Origin of the sequence: Campylobacter sp. CFSAN093233 (genome assembly GCF_011068165.1) — a bacterium.
Taxonomy (GTDB): Bacteria; Campylobacterota; Campylobacteria; order Campylobacterales; family Campylobacteraceae; genus Campylobacter_D; species Campylobacter_D jejuni.
The window spans coordinates 115,727-135,449 of record NZ_JAAMWY010000007.1; the positions used below are offsets into that span (position 1 = coordinate 115,727).

The window sequence follows — 19,723 nt, forward strand, 5'->3', positions numbered from 1 at the left end:
TTCTACCCTTACTTCTTAGATGTCTTACCAGCTTTGCGGATAATGCGTTCATCAGAATACTTAACGCCTTTTCCTTTATATGGCTCTGGTGGTCTAAATTCACGAATTTGAGCAGCAACTTGACCTACAACTTGTTTATCACTTCCTTTAACTGCAATAGTATTTTTATCCACTACAATTTCAATTCCTTCTGGAATATCATAATTAATAGGATGAGAAAAACCAAGGCTTAGTTCTAAAACTTTACCTTTTAAAGCTGCTTTATAACCAACTCCATTGATTTCAAGAGTTTTTGAAAAACCTTGAGTTAAACCTACAACGATATTGTAAGCTAAAGCTCTGTAAGTTCCCCAATAAGCTCTACTTTGTCTGTCTTCACCTTTTGGAGAAAAAAGAATATTATTATCTTTAATCTCAACATTTACATTTGCTTTAGTATCAAGTTCTTTTGCTAAATTTCCTTTTTTAAATTTAAGCAAATTTCCTTCTAATTTTACTTCTACTCCTGCTGGAATAGCAATCGGTTGTTTACCTATACGAGACATATTTTTCCTTTTTATTTGTCTAGGATATTTCTACTTTTTTAAAAGAATGGATACCCAATGCCATAAAAAGCAGATTTTTTACCAAATGGTACATAAAATTTCGCCGCCAACACCTGCTTTATAAGCTTCATCATTAGCTAAAACGCCATGACTTGTGCTAACTACGATAGTACCATAACCATTTTTAAAACGCTTGATTTCATCTTTACCTTTATAAACACGACGACCAGGCTTAGAAATTCTTTTAAGCTCATTGATAACACTCTTACCTTTTTCATCGTATTTTAAAACTACATTGATAAATTTCTTTTTATCTTCTTCAATAACATTAAAACTCTCAATATAGCCCTTAGCTTGAAAAATTCCAACTAAAGCTTCTACAACTTTAGAATGTAAAAGCTTGGTTGTTTCAAGCTTTCTCATTCCTGCATTTCTGATACGAGTGAGTGAATCTGAAATAATATCATTTATCATATTTTATCCTTACCAACTTGCTTTCTTAAGACCTGGAATCAAACCTTCGTTGCCCATTTTTCTTAAGCAAACTCTGCAAATTCCAAAATCTCTATAAACCGAATGCGGACGCCCACAAATTTGGCATCTTGTATAAGCTCTAACTTTAAATTTAGGCTTGCGTGCCGCTTTTGCAATCATTGATTTTTTAGCCATCTTACTTTCCTTTTGTAAATGGCACACCGATAAGTTCTAATAACTTTTGTGCCTGTTTGTCATTTTGTGCTGTTGTAACTATAGAAATGTTCATACCATGAGTTCTTAAAATTTTATCATACTCCACTTCTGGGAACATCAACTGCTCATCAAGACCGAAGTTATAGTTTCCGCGTCCATCAAAACCATCTCTACTTAAACCTCTAAAGTCTTTCACCCTTGGCAAAGCAATAGAAATTAATTTATCAAGAAAAGCATACATATTTTCTTTTCTTAAAGTTACCATTACACCCACAGGAAAACCTTCGCGAACTTTAAATCCTGCAACTGATTTTTTAGCTTTAGTAATCACAGCCTTTTGTCCTGCAATTAAAGAAATAGTATCTGCAACATTTTGCAATACTTTTTGATCTTTAGCCAACTCACCAGCACCTACGCTGATAACTACTTTTTCGATCACAGGGATAAGCATAGGATTTTTAATATCAAATTCTTTAACCAATGCAGGTTTAATGCTTTGATTATATTTTTCTTTTAATCTCATCATCGCTTACTCCTGAACTTTTGCCACATTGGAAATATCCATTGGCATTTCTTTATTGATAAAACCACCATTTGGGTTTTTCTCACTCGGCTTAATAGCTTTTTTAGCGATTTTACATCCTTCAACTACCACTTTAAGTGTTTTTGGATATACCGCTAAAACTTTACCTGTTTTACCTTTATCATCGCCTGTGATAACCTTAACGCTATCACCTTTTTTGATTTTTAATTTAACCGCCATTATAATACCTCCGGTGCTAGTGAAACGATTTTCATAAAGCCACCATATCTAACTTCTCTGCCCACTGGCCCAAAGATACGAGTTCCGATAGGCTCTCTTTTGTTGTCAAGAATAACCGCAGCATTTTCATCAAAACGAATCAAAGAACCATTATCTCTATGAATTTCTTTTTTAGTTCTAACGATAACCGCTTTTACCACTTGACCTTTTTTAACTTTTCCATTTGGTAAAGCTTTTTTAACAGATGCAACGATTACATCACCTACGGTAGCGTATCTTCTTTTGCTACCCCCTAAAACCTTGATACACATTAATTCTTTTGCACCGCTATTATCAGCAACTGCAAGTCTTGTAAAACTTTGAATCATTACTCAACTCCTGTAGCTAATACAGATTTTAAGCGAAATGATTTTCTTTTTGAAAGTGGTCTGCATTCTACTGCAACAACAGTATCACCCACTTTAACTTCATTTCTCTCATCATGAATTAGATATTTTTTAAAGCGTTTAACAATTTTTCTATATCTTGGATGAACCACTTTTCTTTCAACCAAAACACTTGCGGTTTTTTCACCAGCGATTTTAACAACAACGCCTTGAATTTCTCTTTTAAATGCCATTTTCTATCCTTATCTTAAAGCGTTAATTGCTGTATTTATTCTAGCAATGTCTTTTTTTACTTGGCTAATCTCTTTTGGATTAGTAAGTTGCATTGTTTTTAGCTTTTGTTTTAAAGTGAATAAAAGCACCTTTTTTTCTTTTAGCATTGTTGCAAGCTCAGCTGCTGTTTTATCTTTAATCTCAGTATATTTCATTTTGGCTCTCTCTTGTAACAAACTTAGTTTTAAATGGAAGTTTATGCATAGCTAAAGTCAATGCTTCTCTTGCCATTTCTTCGCTTACTCCTGCCATTTCATAAATAATACGACCTGGCTTGATATTCATTACCCATTCTTCAACAGCACCTTTACCTTTACCCATACGAGTTTCTAAAGGTTTTTTTGTCAAAGGCTTATCTGGGAAAACTCTAATCCAAGTTTTTCCTTGTCTTTTAACAAAACGAGTTAAAGCGATACGCGCTGCTTCGATTTGGCGTGAGTTAATGCGTCCTGCTTCAGTTGCTTTTAATGCAAATTCACCAAAAGTAAATTCTGTTCCACGATTAGCATAACCTCTGTTACGCCCTTTCATCATTTTGCGATATTTAGTTCTTTTTGGCATTAACATGATTATTTACCCCTTCTTGTGCGTCTTGGCTTTTTAGCTGGAGCACTTTCTTCAGTTTTTTCAGGTTGCATACCTTTGTGCAATACTTCACCTTTAAAGATCCATACTTTAACCCCTATGTTTCCATAAGTAGTTCTAGCTTCTGCAAAACCATAATCAATTTTTGCTCTTAAAGTATGAAGTGGAACGCGTCCTTCAAGATACCATTCTGTTCTTGCCATTTCAGCACCGCCTAAACGACCAGAAACTGAAACTTTAATCCCTTTAGCACCTGCTTTTTGCGCACCTTGAATTACTTTTTTCATCGCTCTTCTAAAAGCAATTCTTTTTTCAAGTTGAGTTGCAACACTTTCAGCAGCAAGTTGAGCTGAAGCTCCTGCTTTTCTTTCTTCTTTGATATTGATATTTACATCTTTACCGATTAAATCTTGCAATTCTTTTCTTAAATTATCAACATCACTACCTTTTTTACCGATGATGATACCTGGTCTTGCGGCAACTACAGTAACGCGAAGTTTTTTAGCAGTTCTTTCTACTAAAATTTGACTGATTCCTGCGTAATAAAGTTTTCTTTTTAAGAAAGCTCTGATTTTGTAATCTTCACCGATATTTTCTACTAAATTTGCTTTAGTCGGAAACCATCTTGATTCCCAATTTCTATTGATTCCTAGTCTTAGACCAATTGGATTAACTTTTTGTCCCATTAGCTTTCCTTTTTCGCTGTTGCTTTTTTAGTGCTTGTTGTTTTTTTAGCTGGAGCTTTTGTTGTAGTAGTCTTTTTAGCTGCTGGAGCTTTTTTAGCTACTGTTTTTTTCTCTTCAGCTTTCACTTCTGCTTTTGCCACTTCTACTAAAATATGTGAAGTTGGTTTTCTAATACGACTTGCACTTCCTCTAGCTCTTGGTCTAAATCTTTTTAATACCGCAGCTGCGTCAACACGACAACTTTTTACAACCACTTCGTTTGCTTCAAAGCCACCATTTGCTACTGCACTTGAAATTGCATTTGCGATGTATTTTGCACCTTTATTTGGCATAAATTTTAAACTAGCCATAGCTAATTCTGCATTCATCCCCTGAACTTCTCTAGCAATCAATCTTGCTTTAGTTGGAGATAATCTTATGAATTTAATTAATGCTTTACTCATATCTTATCCCTTACTTACCAATTTTCTTTTGCACAGAGCCTTTATGCCCTTTGAATGTGCGTGTTGGAGCAAATTCACCAAGTTTATAACCGATGTGATTTTCAGTAATATAAACCGGAATGAAGCTTTTACCATTATGAACATTAAATGTAAGTCCTATCATATCAGGAGTAATTGTGCTTCTTCTTGACCAAGTTTTAATTGGTTTATTATCATTAGCCTTTTTAGCAGCGATGACTTTTTTCATTACATGATCATCAACAAAAGGACCTTTTTTTAGTGATCTAGCCATCTTACTTTCCTTTTCTTCTTGAAATTATTAGCTTATCGCTAGCCTTTTTACGACGAGTTTTCGCACCTTTGGTTGGTTTACCCCACGGAGTTACTGGATGACGGCCTGAATTTTTCTTACCTTCACCCCCACCGTGCGGGTGATCTACTGGGTTCATTGCAGAACCACGAGTTTGCGGGCGTATACCTCTATGGCGATTTCTACCTGCTTTACCGATAGTTACATTAGCCCATTCTTCATTTCCAACTTCGCCGATACTTGCCATACATTCAGCTAAAACTTGTCTCATTTCGCCACTTGCAAGTCTTAAAATAACATATTTTTCTTCTTTACCCATAAGTTGTGCATAAGCACCTGCGGAACGGATCATTTGACCGCCTTTACCTGGTTTTAACTCAACATTATGAACAATAGTACCCACAGGAATGTTTTTAAGTTTCATTGCATTGCCTGGTTTAATATCAAGTCCGCTTTCAGCAGCTGAAACTATATCACCAACGCTTAATCCACGTGGTTGAAGAATATATCTTTTTTCCCCATCTTTATAAGCAATCAAAGCAATTCTACAATTTCTATATGGATCATACTCGATTGCTTCTACTTTGCCTTCTATACCGAATTTACGACGTTTAAAATCAATAATTCTGTAAAGTTTTTTAGCACCCGCTTCTTTATGACGACTTGTAATTCTTCCATAGCTGTTACGACCCGCGTGTGCTGGAAGTTTAACAAGTAGTGAGCGTACACTTGGTTTAGCTGTAATATCTTCAGAACTTAAACCTGTGATATATCTTCTACTTGGAGTATATGGTTTATAAGTTTTAATTGCCATCTTAAGCCTCCGTATTTTCTAAGCTAACACCTTCAGGTAGCTTAACATAGAATTTTTTGTAATCGTTTCTTTGACCTAAACGACCTCTAAAACGCTTAACTTTTCCATCCATTCTTAATGAATTGATGCTTTTTGGAGTTACACCAAAATACTCTTTTAAAACCGCTTTTAAGCCTGTTTTAGTCATCTTTGGTGAAGTTTGAATAACTACGACACCTTGCTCTTGCAAATTCAAACTTTTTTCTGTGTAAAGTATAGTCTTTATATCAGTAATATCTGCCATAATTATCCCTCTTTTGTAATAGATTCTAACGCTGATTTTTCTATGATAACAGCATTAAATACAGATACTAAATAAGCATTTACTTCAGTTACATCAACTACATAGCAATTTGCTAAATTTCTGTAAGCTAAAAGTGTTTTTTCATCTAGTAAATCTTTAACGATTAAAGCATCTTTGACGCCAAGTTTTTTAATCACAGCGTTTGCATCTTTTGTTTTACCACTTTCAATAGCCAAAGAATCAGCAGTAAATAACGCTCCCTTAGCTGCTTTATCTGCTAAAGCTCTTTCAAGCGCCAATCTTTTTTGTTTTTTATTTACTTTTTGGAAGTAGTTTCTTTCATTTGTTGGACCAAAAGCAACCGCACCGCCTACCCAAACGTTAGTTCTTGTTGAACCCGCTCTAGCACCGCCACGACCTTTTTGTCTCCAAGGTTTTTTACCACCACCACTTACATCACTTCTACCTTTAGTATGAGCTGTATTTGCTCTTAAACTTGCAAGGTAAGATTTTACATATAAGTAAAGATTGTGTGGATTTACTTCCGCATATTTTGAAGGTAAATCAAGTTCACCTGCTTTTTCTAATTTATCATTTAAAACAACTACTTTACTCATTTTGCAATCCTTATTTTACCCATAGCACCATTATAACCTGGTACTGCACCTTTAACTACTAAAATTTTGTTTTCAGCATCATAAGATACAACTTCGTTTTTAACGGTCACTTTAGTATTTCCATAGTGTCCTGCCATTTTCATACCTGGTTGAACACGACCTGGCCATTCTCTATTGCCAATAGATCCGTGGCGTCTGTGAAATCTAGAACCGTGACTTGCTGGACCCCCTGCGAAGTTATGTCTTTTCATAACACCGCTATAACCTCTACCTTTAGTGTTAAAGCTTACTTTTAAAATTTTTGCTTCATTTAATGGAGTTTCATCTAAATCTCCTGCTTCAGTATTTGCTACTTCTAAAGTCGCAAATCTATTGTATTCTGCAGAAAGATTATACTTTTTTTGTTGTCCTGCGACACATTTATTACTTGCTTTACCTTTTGGATATGCTACTAAAGCCTTTCCGCCTTCAACTTCACATACTTTTGCATTTACAACTCTTAGTAAAGTTACAGCGATACTTGGATTAGTAATTGTTCTGCTCATTCCGATTTTTTCTACAATATATTCCATATCTTATCCTTACTTACCCATAGCTCTTACTTCAACGCTTACTTCTGGCGCTAAATCAAGCTTAGTTAAAGAATCAACTGTATCTGGAGTCGCTGCTACTATATCTAGCATACGTGCGTGAATTCTTATTTCAAACTGCTCACGAGAATCTTTGTTAATGTGTGGAGATTTTAAAACTGTATAGCGTTTGATTTTAGTAGGCATTGGTATCGGACCTCTGATATCCGCACCTGTTCTTTTAACAGCTTCTACGATTGCTGCAACTGTTCTGTCTAGTACTCGATGGTCATAAGCTTTTAGCTTAAGCCTAATTCTTTCCATAATATTTCCTTTAAAAAGAACTCGTTAGTTAAAAACTAACCAATTTATAAAAATTGAAATGAGAGTATATAAAATCTTGTTTTCAAAGTCAAGGAATTTGATGAAATTTTTCTATTATTTTCCTTTTAAAAAGGATAAAAATAGAATTTTTAGAATTTAAAAATTATCATTATTTTTTAAATTTTTGCATATAATGGTCAATATCTTATTTCATTAAATTTCAAAAAATCTCTTAATTTTTCATATTCTCCATTTTCCAAATAGCGATGTTTTCCCGCCTTTAACATACCAAGATCTAAAGCCCCAAAAGCAACACGCTTAAGATCCATGACTTCAAGATCAAAATGTCCAAAAAAGCGTCTAAGCTCTCTATTTTTACCTTCATTTATAACCACTCTAAGCTTAGTATAACCTCCACTTGATCCAAAAATTTCAAAGTCTATAAAAGGAGCAAAACTCATAGAGGTGATTTTGGTTTTTGCGTGTGCGCCTTTTTTTTCATTTTTAATCTCAAGCCCATTTTGCATGGCTTCGATGACTTGTTTGCTCACCGTACCTTTAACTTTAAGGTAGTATTCTCTTTCTAAATCGCTATGCATTAAAGCATCAGCAATCACAGGAGAATCTGTAAGCAAAAGCAAGCCCTCGCTTGCATAATCCAGCCTACCTACGCTAAGCCAAGTACTAAATTGTCTTGGCAAGGTATCGTATATAGTTTTTCTTCCACGATCGTCTTTTTTACTGACAATTTCACCTTTTTGTTTATGGTAGATTATCACGCTAAATTGCGTTCTTTTTTGCACTCTTTTGCCCTTAACAAAGACTTTATCATCAAATTGAACTTCATCGCTTAAAAGGGCAATTTTGTTGTTTATTTTTACTAAGCCTTGTTTGATAAGTTCATCAGCTTCACGGCGTGAATAACGAGTGTTATGGGATATAAATTTATTAATTCTCATTTGATCTTCCTTAAAAGGGCGTTTTTGCCCTTTTTTACATTACAAAAATAGTTGGAACTATGGTTGGGTATTTTTTAATCTTTCTAAAGATATGTTTTCTTAAGACTTGGCGGATTTGATTTTCTAAAAATCTTGGATCATTGAGTACTTCATCTTTAACATTGATGAAAAATTGTCCTAAAACTTCAGCCATATCTTTGCTAAAAGCATGATCGTGTTTGTCAGCTACTAACCCATAGCTAAATACTCTTGGTTTATTGATCAGTGTTTTTGTGGCTTTGTCAATTTGTGCGATAATAACCACTATGCCACTATCTGCAAGTTTTTGGCGATCTATAACTACATCATCGGCGATTTGTTTGTTGATTTGATTATCTACAAAAACTTTACCTGTTTTTACGGTTTTTATGCGTTTGACATATTTTTGGCAAAGTTCTACTTGATCGCCATCACTCATAAGATAAATATTTCTTTCAGGGATACCGCACTTCATCGCTGTTTCTTTGTGTTTAGTGATGTGATTGTATTCTCCATGAACCGGTAAGAAAAATTTAGGTTTGGTAAGGGTTAGCATAAGTTTTTGCTCTTCTATACTAGCGTGTCCGCTTACATGAATTTCACTAAATTCTTGATACGCTACTTTAGCTCCTGCTTTTAAAAGATAGTCAAGCACCGCAGAAACACTTGCTTCATTTCCTGGTATGGCTTTAGCTGAAATAATCACTTGATCTGTAGGTTTGATTTTTATAAATTTATGCTCATCAGTTGCCATTCTATAAAGCGCACTCATGGTTTCGCCTTGACTTCCTGTAGTTACGATAAGCACTTCATTGTCTTTATATTTGCTTACTTCATCAGCATCGATGAAAATTTTTCTATCAAGTTTGATGTAGCCTAATTCCATAGTGGTATAAAGATTTCTTTCCATAGAACGACCGATCACACAAACTTTTCTGCCGTATTTTAAACCATAAGTGATAGCCTGATAAACACGGTGGATATTAGAACTAAAAGTACTCATGATCACCCTGCCTTTGGTACGTGCAAAAATTTGATCAAAAGTTGGCCCTACAGAGCTTTCACTTTTTGTATAACCTTCTTTGTACGAATTTGTACTATCGCTTAAAAGACATAAAACCCCTTCTTCTCCATAATGTGCCAAACGTCCTAAGTCTGTTGGATAGCCATCGATTGGGGTTTGATCAATTTTAAAATCACCTGTGTGGATAATAGTTCCTGCTTTTGTTTTGATCGCAAGTGCTGAAGCATCAATGATAGAATGTGTGATATGAATCCACTCTATATCAAATTCGCCTATCTCATAAACACGGCGTTTTTCTACAGGGCGAAACCATTTGCGTTCTGCTTTTAAGCCATGTTCTTCAAATTTGTTTGAAATCATTCCTAAAGCCAAAGGTGTAGCGTAGATAGGAAATTGGAATTCTTTAAAGAAATAAGGCACTGCACCGATATGATCTTCGTGTGCATGAGTGATCACTATACCACGAATTTTATCTTTAATTTTTCTTACATAGTCAAAATCAGGGATGATAATATCTACCCCATGCATAGTTCCATCAGGAAAACTCATACCTATATCTACTATAATTGCATCTTTATTGGTTTCAAAAACACTGATATTTCCACCAATTTCTCCTAAACCTCCTAAAGGAGTGATGCGGATTTTATGCTCGCTAGAATTATTATATTTTAAAGGGTGTAAGCGGTTTTCATGTGAAACACGGTTAGCTTCTATGCATTCTGCAAGAGCGATTTGCCAATCTTCATTACCTGTGAGTTTTGAAGGAAGATTGCGATTTTTCTTCTTTTTTTTCTCAGTTTTATTTTCTGAGTTTTCAGAATTTTCCTTGTTGGAATTTTGATCAATTTTTGGAGTATCATTTTCATTTTGCAAAGAATCAGCTAATTTTTTTCTACGATTTTTATATTTATAGCGTTTATTGTTTTTTGAATTTGAGTTCGGATTTTGTTCGTTTTTATTTATCTCTTTGTTTTCGTCCATATTCATCCTTTAATTTGTCATAAATTTTAAGGTATAAATCAACGCAAATTTCATGTGGTCTGATGTTTTCTTTTAAGCCAAGAGTGCTTAAAACTTCTAAAACTTTTGCTTTATATGTTTTTAAATTTCCTAAGAGTTGTTTTCTAGGAGCTTTAAAACAATCTTTTAGAAAATTTTTGAAATTTTCTATTTCGCAAAGTTCATCAAAATCCTTAGTTTTAATCAAACTCATCACCGCTGACATAACTTTTGGTGGAGGATTAAAACATTGTGGATCAACATCAAAAAGTATTTTTCTTTCGCAAATCATTGCACTTAAAACACCTAAGGAAGAAAACTCACTATTTCCTTCTTTAGCGCAGAATTTTTCAGCCATTTCCCTTTGTACCATTACAATAAGCCCTAGACAATTTTTATCTTCTAAAGCTTTTAATATAATGTGACTTGCAACATAATAAGGCAAATTTGCAACCAAAAAATATGGTTTTTCATCAAGACTAGGATTAAAAGCTTCGCTTGCGTCTTGATGGATCAAGTTAAATTTTCCACATTCAAGTTCTTTTTGAAATTTCTTTTTTAAAATAGGTATGAGATCATTATCGATTTCATAAGCTTTTACTTGAGAAATTTTTAAAAGTTCTTGCGTTAAATCACCTAAGCCAGGCCCAATCTCAATGATATTGTTCATCTCTTTGGGTATGGCTTGGATGATTTTTGCTAATACGCTTTTATCGATTAAAAAATTTTGTCCGTATTGTTTTTTTGCTTTAACCATAAGAAATAATTTTATCTAAAAATTCTTAATTAAGTCTTTTTAGGTAGAATTATTTTTGTAAAATTTCATAAGGATCAAAATGATTGTTTGTGCGGGTGGAAATGAAAATTTTTCTTTTGCAAAAGCTATAGGCATAGGTTTGGTTGAGTCAGCTTTTCATTTGAGTCAACTTTACTTCAAAGAAAAACCATCAAAACTTATATTTATAGGAACTTGTGGGCTTTATGATAAGGGAGAGATTTTAGAAATTTATAGAAGTTCGCACGCTTTTAATGTAGAATTTTCTAAAATTTCACATGCATTTTATACTCCTGCAAAATATGAAATTTGCTTAGAAAAAGAAAATGTTTCTCGTGAAACAATAAAAATCAATTCTTCAAATTATATTTGTCAAAATTCAAAAGCAGCAAAAGAATTTTCAAAATTAGGTTTTTTTGCAGAAAATATGGAAGCCTTTTCTGTTTTGAGCGTAGCTAAAAATTTAAATATTGATGCAGAGTGTATTTTGTGTGCAACAAATTTTTGCAATGAAAACGCTCACGAAGATTTTATAAAAAATCATCAAAAGGCAAAAGAAAAATTAGAAGAATACTTAAAAAAATATCATTATATTTAAAAATTCAAAAAAGGAAAATAATTTTGAAAGAGCTTGTTAATATTTTAGATTTTTTACCTGAAGAATTAGGAGAAAAAATCAAACCGATGTTTCGCGTGAAACAAATTTATCAATGGATTTATCAAAAATACGCCAATAATTTTTCCGATATGTCAAATTTACCAAAAGATCTACGTTTAGAACTTGCGCAAAATTTTCATTTCTCTCCCGTAAAATGTGTTAAAAATGAGCAAAGTAAAGATGGAAGTATAAAATATCTTTTTGAACTCGTTGATGGTTTAAGGATAGAAAGTGTGCTTTTGCCTATGAAAGAAGAAAAAATAGACGCAGAAGGCAAAAGAATTTCTCATGCGAGATATACTATCTGTGTTTCTTCTCAAGTAGGTTGTAAAAGTGGATGTAGTTTTTGTCTTACTGCCAAGGGTGGTTTGAAAAGAAATTTAAGTGCAGGTGAGATAGTCGGACAAATTTTATGGATCAAAAAACAAAACAATATCCCTTATGAACGCCGTGTAAATATAGTATATATGGGTATGGGCGAGCCTTTGGATAATCTTAAAAATGTTTCTAAAGCGGTAAAAATTTTAGCGCAAAATGAGGGACTTGCTATAAGTCCTCGCCGTCAAACCATCAGTACTAGCGGTTTGGCAAAACAAATCAAAGAATTAGGTCAAATGAATTTAGGTGTTTTACTTGCTATATCATTGCATGCGGTTAATGATGAGCTTCGAACCGAACTTATGTCTATCAATAAAGCTTATAATATCGCTGCGATTATGGATGCGGTGCGTGAATTTCCTATAGATCAAAGAAAAAGAGTGATGTTTGAATATCTTTTAATTGATGGTATCAATGATAAGCTTGAACACGCTAAAGAATTAGTCAAGCTTTTAAATGGTATTAAAGCCAAAGTGAATTTAATACTCTTTAATCCACATGAAGGAGGTTTATATAAACGCCCTAGTTTAGAAAACGCGATTAAATTTCAAGATTTACTCAGCAATAAAGGTGTAACTTGTACTATAAGAGAAAGTAAAGGGCTTGATATCTCAGCTGCTTGTGGACAGCTTAAAGAAAGGGCAAAAGAACAATGACAATGCTAGATATTTTTGAAATCATTTTTATAACAGCTGTTGTAATTATAGGTTTTGGTGGAATTGTTTTTGTAGTAACAAAAGAAAAAAAATAATTATTACACTTAATGGTGTCAAGGGGGAGACTTGAACTCCCGACCTCCGGCTTATGAGACCAGCGCTCTAACCAGCTGAGCTACCCTGACTAAAAATAAAAATATAATTATACTACTTTTTACTAAAAATTTTCTGATTTTTAAAAAAATAATTTTATTTTCAATATTTAAAAAATTTCTTTATTTTTAAAGCTTTTATAGATATAATAAACGCTTTATTTCATAGACAGGTGTCCGAGCGGTTGAAGGAGCACGCCTGGAACGCGTGTAAAGTGCAAGCTTTCGAGGGTTCAAATCCCTTCCTGTCTGCCATTCTTATTTTTAATATTTAAAATACTATTGTTTTGTCAAAAGTTATTTTATTGTTTATAAATTCTTAAATTTTTGATAAAATATTAAAAATTTTATTTATTAGGTTTTTTATAATGCTACAATCAAGACTTTTGATGAATTTAAGAGGAATAGGAATATCTTTTATACCAAGATATTTTTTTCAAATAAATTTAGATAAAATTTTTAATGATATTTTAAAATACAATATTAAAGACTTAGAAGAAATACAAACTCGAGTTAAATATTATAATCAAATAAATGAATTTTTTACACCTACAGCAAAGGAAAAAATAGGAAAATTTCCTTTTAAAAGCACCTCTTATGCTTTTGATGCTTATGAAATCAGTAAATACTTTAAAGATGAATTTTTATGGAATAAAGAATTTGGCGATGTAAGACATACTTTTAAAGAAGCAACTATTTGCAAATCGAGATCTTTGGAAAATAATATAAATAATATTTTATTAAAACTTGATAAAAATAGGCACTTTTGCTTTTTAAAAGATAACATAAACTATGAAAATAAAAAGGATATAGCAATATTTAGAGGAGCAGTATATCAAAATCATCGAAAAGAATTTTTTGATTCTTATTTTGGTAGAACTTTTTGCGATATAGGAGATACTTCAAAACAACCTAGCCAATGGAAAAAAAACTTTTTAAACAAAAAAGAACAAATGAAATATAAATTTATAATTTCTTTAGAGGGTAACGATGTAGCAAGCAACTTAAAATGGGCTATGAATTCTAATTCTTTAGTTTTAGCTCCAAAAATAACTTGCGAAACTTGGTTTATGGAAGGAACTTTAAAACCAAATTATCACTTTGCTTTGATTGATAATGAGAATTTGTCAGCAGTAATTGAATATTTTAAAAGTCGCCCAAAAGATGCATTGGAAATTATTAATAATGCTCATCAATATATTAAGAAATTTTTAGATAAGAAAAAAGAATTCCATATAGGAATTTTGGTTTTGACCAAATATTTTTATTATTCTAGACAACTTGAACTTAACAAAAAAAGAGATATTTTAGAATTAATCAAATAGTAAAATTACTCTCATTAATTCTCTAATTTTTCATAAAAAATAAATCTTTTTATACATATATTACATCATAAATTAAAAATTTGATTTTAGTTTTCAGCCAAAAACAAGTAATATTGCGATAAAATCTCAGACTTATAAAGGGGCATTAGCTCAGCTGGGAGAGCACAACGCTGGCAGCGTTGGGGTCAGCGGTTCGAACCCGCTATGCTCCACCATATGGTTCCGTAGCTCAGCTGGTAGAGCACTACCTTGACATGGTAGTGGCCGTTGGTTCAAGTCCAATCGGAGCCACCATCACCCTTCCTTATACAAAGGATTATCATGCAAAACACTATCATACAAAAAGCCGTCAATAAAGATTTAAATTCTATACTTGAAATCACAAAAGATGCTTTAAATGCTATGAAAACTATGAATTTTCACCAATGGGATGAGAATTATCCCAATGAAATAGTTTTTCAAGAAGATATACAAGCACAAGAACTTTATGTGTTTAAAGAAAATGATGAAATTTTAGGCTTTATCTGTATCAATGAAAAATTTGAACCTGAATTTTACAAACAAGTTATTTTTAACAAAAATTATGATGATAAAGCCTTTTATCTACACCGTTTAGCTGTCAAACAAAAGGCAAAAGGCAAAGGCGTGGCACAAAAACTTTTAAATTTTTGCGAAAATTTTGCCTTGGAAAATCACAAGGCAAGTTTAAGAGCAGATACTCATAGTAAAAATTTTCCTATGAATTCGCTTTTTAAAAAGCTTGATTTTAATTTTTGTGGAAACTTTGACATACCTAATTACCAAGATCCTTTTTTAGCTTATGAAAAAATTCTAAACCAAAAAGCTTTTTGAGTTTTTTTCATAGGCTTTGATTTGTGCTTCATGTTTTAAAGTTAAAGCTATATTATCAAGCCCTTCCAAAAGACAAATTCTGTGAAAATCATCTAAATCAAAAGAAAAAATCTTATCTTTAAAAAATACTCTTTTTTCCAACAAAGAAATTTCTATATTTTTATCTTGGGATTTTTTTAACTCATCAACTATTTCCAAAACCTCATCTTTAGCAAGTTCTATAGTGAGCAAACCGTTTCCTAAGGCATTGTTTTTAAAAATATCCGCAAAAGAAGGTGCGATAATAGCTCTAATACCATAATCAACCAAAGCCCAAGGCGCATGCTCTCTTGAAGAGCCACTACCAAAATTTTCAAAACTCACCAAAATAGAGCTATTTTGATATTCTTTTTTATTGAGATTAAAATCCATATTTAAAACACTTTCTTTATCATCTAAATAACGCAAATCATGGAACAAATGCTTGCCAAAACCTTGCTTAGACACTGCAAGTAAAAATTGCTTAGGTATAATTTGATCTGTGTCTATATTGGCATATTCTAAAGGACAAGCTATACCTTTATGTATAATAAATTTTTGCATATTAAACTCCTAAATACTTTCTATTATCACAAATAACACCTTCTATGGCACAAGCTGCCGCACTTGCAGGACTCATCAAATGAGTGATAGAACCTTTACCTTGTCTGCCTACAAAGTTACGATTTGAAGTTGAAGCAACTCTTTGACCTGAATTTGCTTTGTCATCATTCATACCAAGACACATAGAACACCCTGCATATCTCCACTCACACCCTGCCTCGATAAAAATCTTATCGAGTCCTAAATTTTCAGCTTCTTTTCTTACTTGCATTGAACCAGGCACGATTAAAGCTTTAACATTTTTATGAATTTTGCGCCCTTTTAAGATATCAGCGGCTATTTTAAGATCTTCTAAACGCCCATTTGTGCAAGATCCTATAAATACAATGTCGATTTTTACCCCTTCTATAACTTGATCTTGCTCTAAATTTACATAAGATAAAGCATCAAGCAAAGATTTTTGCTCACTTTGATTTTTAAAATCACTTATTTTTGGAATTTTTTCATCTATACCAATCACTTGCGAAGGGTTTGTTCCATAGCTAATTTGTGGTTTTATCTTGCTTACATCTAGAGTAATACTCTCATCATATTTTGCTCCTTCATCGCTTCTTAAACTCTTCCAATACTCGCAATACTTTTGAAATTCTTCTCCTTTAGGTGCAAATTCCTTTCCCTTAATATACTCAAAAGTGATCTCATCAGGAGCTATCATACCTACTTTAGCTCCAAATTCTATAGCCATATTACAAAGAGTCATTCTAGCTTCCATGCTTAAATTTTTTATAAGTTCTCCACAAAATTCTATAGCATAACCTGTGCCTTTTGCTGTGCCGTATTGTGCGATCAAATACAAAATCAAATCCTTAGCATAAACGCCTTTTTGAAACTGCCCTTTACATTCGATTTTCATAGTTTTAAGTTTGGCTTGTTTTAAAGTTTGCGTTGCCATGACATGCTCTACTTCACTCGTGCCTATACCAAAGGCTAAAGCTCCAAAAGCCCCATGTGTTGCCGTATGAGAATCCCCACAAACTAAAGTAACCCCAGGTAAAGTAAAGCCAAGCTCAGGACCTACTATATGAACTATGCCTTGATTTTTATCTCCAAGTCCTAAAAGCCTTACTCCAAATTCCTTAGTATTTTGCATCAAAGTTGTAATTTGCTCTTTTGCCATATCAGAACAAGCATTTAAATCCACGCTTTTAGTTGAAACATCATGATCTATGGTAGCCAAAGTTAAATCCGCTCTTGCCATTCTACGCTTAGCCATTTTAAGCCCTGAAAATGCTTGAGGGCTTGTTACTTCATGGATTAAATGTCTATCGATATAAAGTATAGGAAGTTCGTTTTTGCCTTCATAAACCACATGAGCATCAAAGACTTTCTCATATAAAGTTTTAGCCATTATTATTCTCCTTTAAAATTTCTAAAATACAATCCCCCATTTCATCAGTATTTAAATACGACTTAGCATTTAAATCCTTAGTCATTTTTCCTTGTGCCAATGCCAAAGATATAGCATTTTCTATATCCTGTGCGGCTTGTTCTTCTTTGAAACTATACTTTAACATCAAAGCCGCACTTAAAATTTGAGCTATGGGATTAGCTATATTTAAATGAGCTATATCAGGTGCACTTCCACCTGCTGGCTCATAAAATCCAAAACCTTTATCGTTTAAACTTGCTGAACTTAACAAACCCAAAGATCCATTAATGGCAGCTAACTCATCGCTCAAAATATCACCAAAAAGATTTGAACAAAGCATAACATCAAAAATGCTAGGATTTTTTACAATCTGCATCGCAGCATTATCCACATACATGTACTCTAAGTTTATATCTTGATAATCTTTTGCAACATTTGCCACCACTTCTCGCCACAAAATAGAACTTGCTAAAACATTTGCTTTGTCGATTAAATGCACTTTTTTCTTTCTTATTCTTGCACTTTCAAAAGCGATATGAGTTATCCTTTCTATCTCTTTTTTAGTGTAAATTTCAGTATCATACGCACTTTCTTTGCCTAAATCTTGCTTACCAAAATAAATCCCACCTGTAAGCTCTCTAACACATAAAATATCCACTCCTTTTTGGATAATCTCATTTTTTAAAGGTGAAGCATGAGTTAAACTTTCATAAATTTTACAAGGACGCAAATTTGCAAACAAATTAAAATGCTTTCTTAAAGGCAAAAGCGAGGCTCTTTCAGGTCTTTGATCTATGGGCAAATTATCCCATTTAGGCCCACCCACAGAACCAAATAAAATCGCATCACTTTGCTCACAAAGCTTTAAAGTTTCATCACTTAAAGCCACTCCATAAGCATCTATACTTGCACCGCCTATTTTAGCTTCATTAAATTCAAAACTAAAATTGTATTTTTGTGAGATAAAAGTTAAAATTTTTAAAGCCTCTTTCATTACCAAAGGCCCTATACCATCTCCTGCTAAGACAGCTACTTTATAAGTTTTCATGCCATTTTCCTTTCTTCTACTTTTAAAGAGCGATAAATCGCATTGTAAGCACTCACAAAAGCTTGTGCTGAAGCTTCTATAACATCTGTTGAAAGTCCTTTTCCATGGAATTTTCTCCCTTTAAATTCCAAATCCACATCCACTTGCCCTTGAGCATCTACTCCTGAACTTTTTGCATTGATACTATAAGCTTTTAACACAGGCTTTAAATTTGTTATCCTAGCAATGCAGTTAAAAACTGCTTCAACAGGACCATTTCCTGTGCAAGCTTCAGTTTTTAACTCTTCTTTAATACGCATACAAACACAAGCAGTTGGGATATTGCCACTAATCACGCTTAATTTTTCAATCACAAATTCATTTTCTTCTTCATTTTCATAGCTTAAAAACATCAAAGCTTCCAAATCATAATCATATACTTGACCCTTTTTATCCGCAAGGCGTAAAAAACGCTCATAAACATCATCTAAATTATAAGTATTTTCATCATAGCCTAAATTTTCAAGGCAAGTTTTTATCATAGCCCTTCCACTTCTTGCCGTCATTAACATACGATTGTCATGAATTCCTATGGCACTAGGGCTTATGATCTCGTAAATTTGCCTATTTTTAAGCACTCCATCTTGATGAATGCCTGAACTATGAGAAAACGCATTGCTACCCACTATAGCTTTATGCGAAGGTATGCTTTCATTAGTGATAGCTGAAACTAATTTTGAAGTTTTAAAGATATTTTCACATTTAATATCAGTATAAAAACCTTTTAAATAATCTTTCCTAGTTTTTATCGCCATAACCACTTCTTCTAAAGCACAATTGCCCGCCCTTTCGCCAAGTCCATTTATAGTGCACTCTATCTGTCTTGCACCTTGTAAAATAGCACTTAAGCTATTGCCCGTTGCCATACCTAAGTCATTGTGACAATGCACAGAAATGATAGCTTTGTCTATATTTGGCACTTTGTTAAATAAAATTTTGATGATATTAGCAAATTCACTTGGCAAGGTATAGCCTACGGTATCTGGGATATTTATAGTTTTAGCGCCTGCTTTTATCGCATTTTCCACCATAAAACAAAGATTATCTATCAGAGTTCTTCCTGCATCTTCGCATGAGAATTCTACATCATCAGTATAAGATCTTGCTCTTATAATCGCTCTTTTTGCCATAGACAAAATTTCATCAAAATCTTTTTTTAATTTATCTTGCATATGCAAAGTCGAAGTGGCTATAAAAGTATGAATTCTAAAATGCTTTGCCACTTTTAAAGCTTCATAAGCCATATCTATATCTTTATCCAATGCTCTAGAAAGTGCACAAATAGTTGAGTTTTTAACCTTAGAAGCGATCTTTTGCACCGCTTTAAAATCCCCTTGTGAAGATACCGGAAAACCTGCTTCTATAACGTCTACGCCTAAATTTTCAAGCGCTAAAGCGATTTGTAATTTTTGATTGATACCCAAAGAACTGCCTAAAGCTTGTTCTCCATCTCGCAAAGTGGTATCAAAGATTATGATTTTATTATCTTTCATGATTTAATCCTTTAAAACCAAACAGACTGAATGAATTAAAAATTCAAA

General features: G+C 33.1%; 29 protein-coding genes and 4 tRNA genes. 8 read left to right on the forward strand and 25 right to left on the reverse strand.

Features of this window, described 5'->3' with window-relative positions; genetic code table 11:
- Positions 1–8: 8 nt before the first annotated feature.
- The 20 genes from rplF to rsmA all read right to left on the reverse strand — a co-directional run bounded on the left by rplF (position 9) and on the right by rsmA (position 11,045).
- Positions 9–545 (reverse strand): 50S ribosomal protein L6, encoded by a 537-nt coding sequence (gene rplF, locus FBF15_RS06905; protein ID WP_002851302.1) that lies wholly within the window; start codon positions 543–545, stop codon positions 9–11.
- A gap of 78 nt (positions 546–623) precedes the next feature.
- Complete coding sequence (rpsH, locus tag FBF15_RS06910) at positions 624–1,019, reverse strand: 30S ribosomal protein S8 (RefSeq protein WP_002851353.1); 396 nt, start codon at positions 1,017–1,019, stop codon at positions 624–626.
- Positions 1,020–1,028: 9 nt separating this feature from the next.
- Positions 1,029–1,214 carry a type Z 30S ribosomal protein S14 gene (locus FBF15_RS06915; RefSeq protein ID WP_002851478.1) on the reverse strand — a complete coding sequence of 62 codons (186 nt, stop codon included), beginning with the start codon at positions 1,212–1,214 and terminating at the stop codon, positions 1,029–1,031.
- A gap of 1 nt (position 1,215) precedes the next feature.
- A complete protein-coding gene (rplE, locus tag FBF15_RS06920; protein WP_002851453.1) occupies positions 1,216–1,761 on the reverse strand; it encodes a 50S ribosomal protein L5 in 546 nt (181 codons plus the stop codon).
- Between the two features lie 3 nt (positions 1,762–1,764).
- On the reverse strand, positions 1,765–1,998 hold the full coding sequence (rplX, locus tag FBF15_RS06925; RefSeq protein ID WP_002779437.1) for a 50S ribosomal protein L24: 234 nt from the start codon (positions 1,996–1,998) through the stop codon (positions 1,765–1,767).
- A complete protein-coding gene (gene rplN / locus FBF15_RS06930; RefSeq protein WP_002779438.1) occupies positions 1,998–2,366 on the reverse strand; it encodes a 50S ribosomal protein L14 in 369 nt (122 codons plus the stop codon). The genes rplX and rplN overlap by 1 nt, the downstream gene beginning before the upstream one ends.
- Positions 2,366–2,617, reverse strand: a complete 252-nt coding sequence (gene rpsQ / locus FBF15_RS06935; protein ID WP_002851549.1) for a 30S ribosomal protein S17 — start codon at positions 2,615–2,617, stop codon at positions 2,366–2,368. The genes rplN and rpsQ overlap by 1 nt, the downstream gene beginning before the upstream one ends.
- Before the next feature lie 9 nt (positions 2,618–2,626).
- On the reverse strand, positions 2,627–2,812 hold the full coding sequence (gene rpmC / locus FBF15_RS06940) for a 50S ribosomal protein L29 (protein WP_002851566.1): 186 nt from the start codon (positions 2,810–2,812) through the stop codon (positions 2,627–2,629).
- Positions 2,799–3,224 (reverse strand): 50S ribosomal protein L16, encoded by a 426-nt coding sequence (gene rplP / locus FBF15_RS06945; protein WP_002779441.1) that lies wholly within the window; start codon positions 3,222–3,224, stop codon positions 2,799–2,801. Before rplP ends, rpmC begins: the two co-directional genes overlap by 14 nt.
- A gap of 2 nt (positions 3,225–3,226) precedes the next feature.
- On the reverse strand, positions 3,227–3,928 hold the full coding sequence (rpsC, locus tag FBF15_RS06950; protein ID WP_002851138.1) for a 30S ribosomal protein S3: 702 nt from the start codon (positions 3,926–3,928) through the stop codon (positions 3,227–3,229).
- Positions 3,928–4,371 (reverse strand): 50S ribosomal protein L22, encoded by a 444-nt coding sequence (gene rplV, locus FBF15_RS06955; protein ID WP_002855723.1) that lies wholly within the window; start codon positions 4,369–4,371, stop codon positions 3,928–3,930. Before rplV ends, rpsC begins: the two co-directional genes overlap by 1 nt.
- A gap of 10 nt (positions 4,372–4,381) precedes the next feature.
- Positions 4,382–4,663, reverse strand: a complete 282-nt coding sequence (rpsS, locus tag FBF15_RS06960) for a 30S ribosomal protein S19 (protein ID WP_002851509.1) — start codon at positions 4,661–4,663, stop codon at positions 4,382–4,384.
- 1 nt (position 4,664) lies between these two features.
- Positions 4,665–5,495, reverse strand: coding sequence for a 50S ribosomal protein L2 (gene rplB / locus FBF15_RS06965; protein ID WP_002860131.1), 831 nt, complete (start codon positions 5,493–5,495; stop codon positions 4,665–4,667).
- 1 nt (position 5,496) lies between these two features.
- Positions 5,497–5,778, reverse strand: a complete 282-nt coding sequence (locus FBF15_RS06970; RefSeq protein ID WP_002856384.1) for a 50S ribosomal protein L23 — start codon at positions 5,776–5,778, stop codon at positions 5,497–5,499.
- Between the two features lie 2 nt (positions 5,779–5,780).
- Positions 5,781–6,395 (reverse strand): 50S ribosomal protein L4, encoded by a 615-nt coding sequence (gene rplD, locus FBF15_RS06975; protein ID WP_002791636.1) that lies wholly within the window; start codon positions 6,393–6,395, stop codon positions 5,781–5,783.
- A complete protein-coding gene (rplC, locus tag FBF15_RS06980) occupies positions 6,392–6,967 on the reverse strand; it encodes a 50S ribosomal protein L3 (protein ID WP_002779987.1) in 576 nt (191 codons plus the stop codon). The genes rplD and rplC overlap by 4 nt, the downstream gene beginning before the upstream one ends.
- 9 nt (positions 6,968–6,976) lie before the next feature.
- Positions 6,977–7,288: a 30S ribosomal protein S10 gene (rpsJ, locus tag FBF15_RS06985; protein WP_002779353.1), complete on the reverse strand. Its 312-nt coding sequence runs from the start codon at positions 7,286–7,288 to the stop codon at positions 6,977–6,979.
- Between the two features lie 197 nt (positions 7,289–7,485).
- Positions 7,486–8,247 (reverse strand): pseudouridine synthase, encoded by a 762-nt coding sequence (locus FBF15_RS06990; protein ID WP_002859704.1) that lies wholly within the window; start codon positions 8,245–8,247, stop codon positions 7,486–7,488.
- Positions 8,248–8,281: 34 nt separating this feature from the next.
- Positions 8,282–10,276: a ribonuclease J gene (locus tag FBF15_RS06995; protein WP_002860132.1), complete on the reverse strand. Its 1,995-nt coding sequence runs from the start codon at positions 10,274–10,276 to the stop codon at positions 8,282–8,284.
- Positions 10,245–11,045: a 16S rRNA (adenine(1518)-N(6)/adenine(1519)-N(6))-dimethyltransferase RsmA gene (gene rsmA, locus FBF15_RS07000; protein ID WP_002860133.1), complete on the reverse strand. Its 801-nt coding sequence runs from the start codon at positions 11,043–11,045 to the stop codon at positions 10,245–10,247. The genes FBF15_RS06995 and rsmA overlap by 32 nt, the downstream gene beginning before the upstream one ends.
- Positions 11,046–11,124: 79 nt before the next feature.
- Between rsmA and FBF15_RS07005 the strand changes: the two genes are divergently transcribed.
- From FBF15_RS07005 to FBF15_RS07015, 3 genes are read left to right on the forward strand one after another with little or no spacing between them, the layout of a single operon-like run.
- Positions 11,125–11,661 (forward strand): hypothetical protein, encoded by a 537-nt coding sequence (locus FBF15_RS07005; RefSeq protein WP_002860134.1) that lies wholly within the window; start codon positions 11,125–11,127, stop codon positions 11,659–11,661.
- A 23-nt stretch (positions 11,662–11,684) separates the two neighbouring features.
- Positions 11,685–12,755: a 23S rRNA (adenine(2503)-C(2))-methyltransferase RlmN gene (rlmN, locus tag FBF15_RS07010; RefSeq protein ID WP_038816670.1), complete on the forward strand. Its 1,071-nt coding sequence runs from the start codon at positions 11,685–11,687 to the stop codon at positions 12,753–12,755.
- Positions 12,752–12,850 (forward strand): hypothetical protein, encoded by a 99-nt coding sequence (locus FBF15_RS07015; protein WP_002867513.1) that lies wholly within the window; start codon positions 12,752–12,754, stop codon positions 12,848–12,850. Before rlmN ends, FBF15_RS07015 begins: the two co-directional genes overlap by 4 nt.
- 13 nt (positions 12,851–12,863) lie before the next feature.
- Here FBF15_RS07015 and FBF15_RS07020 read toward each other — a convergent pair.
- Positions 12,864–12,940: transfer RNA gene (locus FBF15_RS07020), tRNA-Met, on the reverse strand.
- A 134-nt stretch (positions 12,941–13,074) separates the two neighbouring features.
- Between FBF15_RS07020 and FBF15_RS07025 the strand changes: the two genes are divergently transcribed.
- The 5 genes from FBF15_RS07025 to FBF15_RS07045 all read left to right on the forward strand — a co-directional run bounded on the left by FBF15_RS07025 (position 13,075) and on the right by FBF15_RS07045 (position 15,084).
- A tRNA-Ser gene (locus FBF15_RS07025) sits at positions 13,075–13,162 on the forward strand.
- A 113-nt stretch (positions 13,163–13,275) separates the two neighbouring features.
- The gene (locus tag FBF15_RS07030; RefSeq protein ID WP_032582173.1) at positions 13,276–14,232 is read left to right on the forward strand and encodes a glycosyl transferase family 90; all 957 of its coding nucleotides are present in this window, start codon (positions 13,276–13,278) and stop codon (positions 14,230–14,232) included.
- Positions 14,233–14,371: 139 nt separating this feature from the next.
- Positions 14,372–14,447, forward strand: a tRNA-Ala gene (locus FBF15_RS07035).
- Between the two features lie 3 nt (positions 14,448–14,450).
- Positions 14,451–14,526, forward strand: a tRNA-Val gene (locus tag FBF15_RS07040).
- 27 nt (positions 14,527–14,553) lie between these two features.
- A complete protein-coding gene (locus FBF15_RS07045) occupies positions 14,554–15,084 on the forward strand; it encodes a GNAT family N-acetyltransferase (protein ID WP_038817107.1) in 531 nt (176 codons plus the stop codon).
- Here the strand turns inward: FBF15_RS07045 and leuD are convergent.
- From leuD to leuA, 4 genes are read right to left on the reverse strand one after another with little or no spacing between them, the layout of a single operon-like run.
- On the reverse strand, positions 15,064–15,666 hold the full coding sequence (gene leuD / locus FBF15_RS07050; RefSeq protein WP_002853150.1) for a 3-isopropylmalate dehydratase small subunit: 603 nt from the start codon (positions 15,664–15,666) through the stop codon (positions 15,064–15,066). The two genes, FBF15_RS07045 and leuD, sit on opposite strands and share 21 nt — an antisense overlap.
- 1 nt (position 15,667) lies before the next feature.
- Positions 15,668–17,080: a 3-isopropylmalate dehydratase large subunit gene (leuC, locus tag FBF15_RS07055; protein WP_072233177.1), complete on the reverse strand. Its 1,413-nt coding sequence runs from the start codon at positions 17,078–17,080 to the stop codon at positions 15,668–15,670.
- Positions 17,067–18,143, reverse strand: a complete 1,077-nt coding sequence (leuB, locus tag FBF15_RS07060; RefSeq protein ID WP_165434617.1) for a 3-isopropylmalate dehydrogenase — start codon at positions 18,141–18,143, stop codon at positions 17,067–17,069. The genes leuC and leuB overlap by 14 nt, the downstream gene beginning before the upstream one ends.
- Positions 18,140–19,675, reverse strand: a complete 1,536-nt coding sequence (gene leuA / locus FBF15_RS07065; protein ID WP_038817105.1) for a 2-isopropylmalate synthase — start codon at positions 19,673–19,675, stop codon at positions 18,140–18,142. Before leuA ends, leuB begins: the two co-directional genes overlap by 4 nt.
- Between the last annotated feature and the right edge of the window lie 48 nt (positions 19,676–19,723).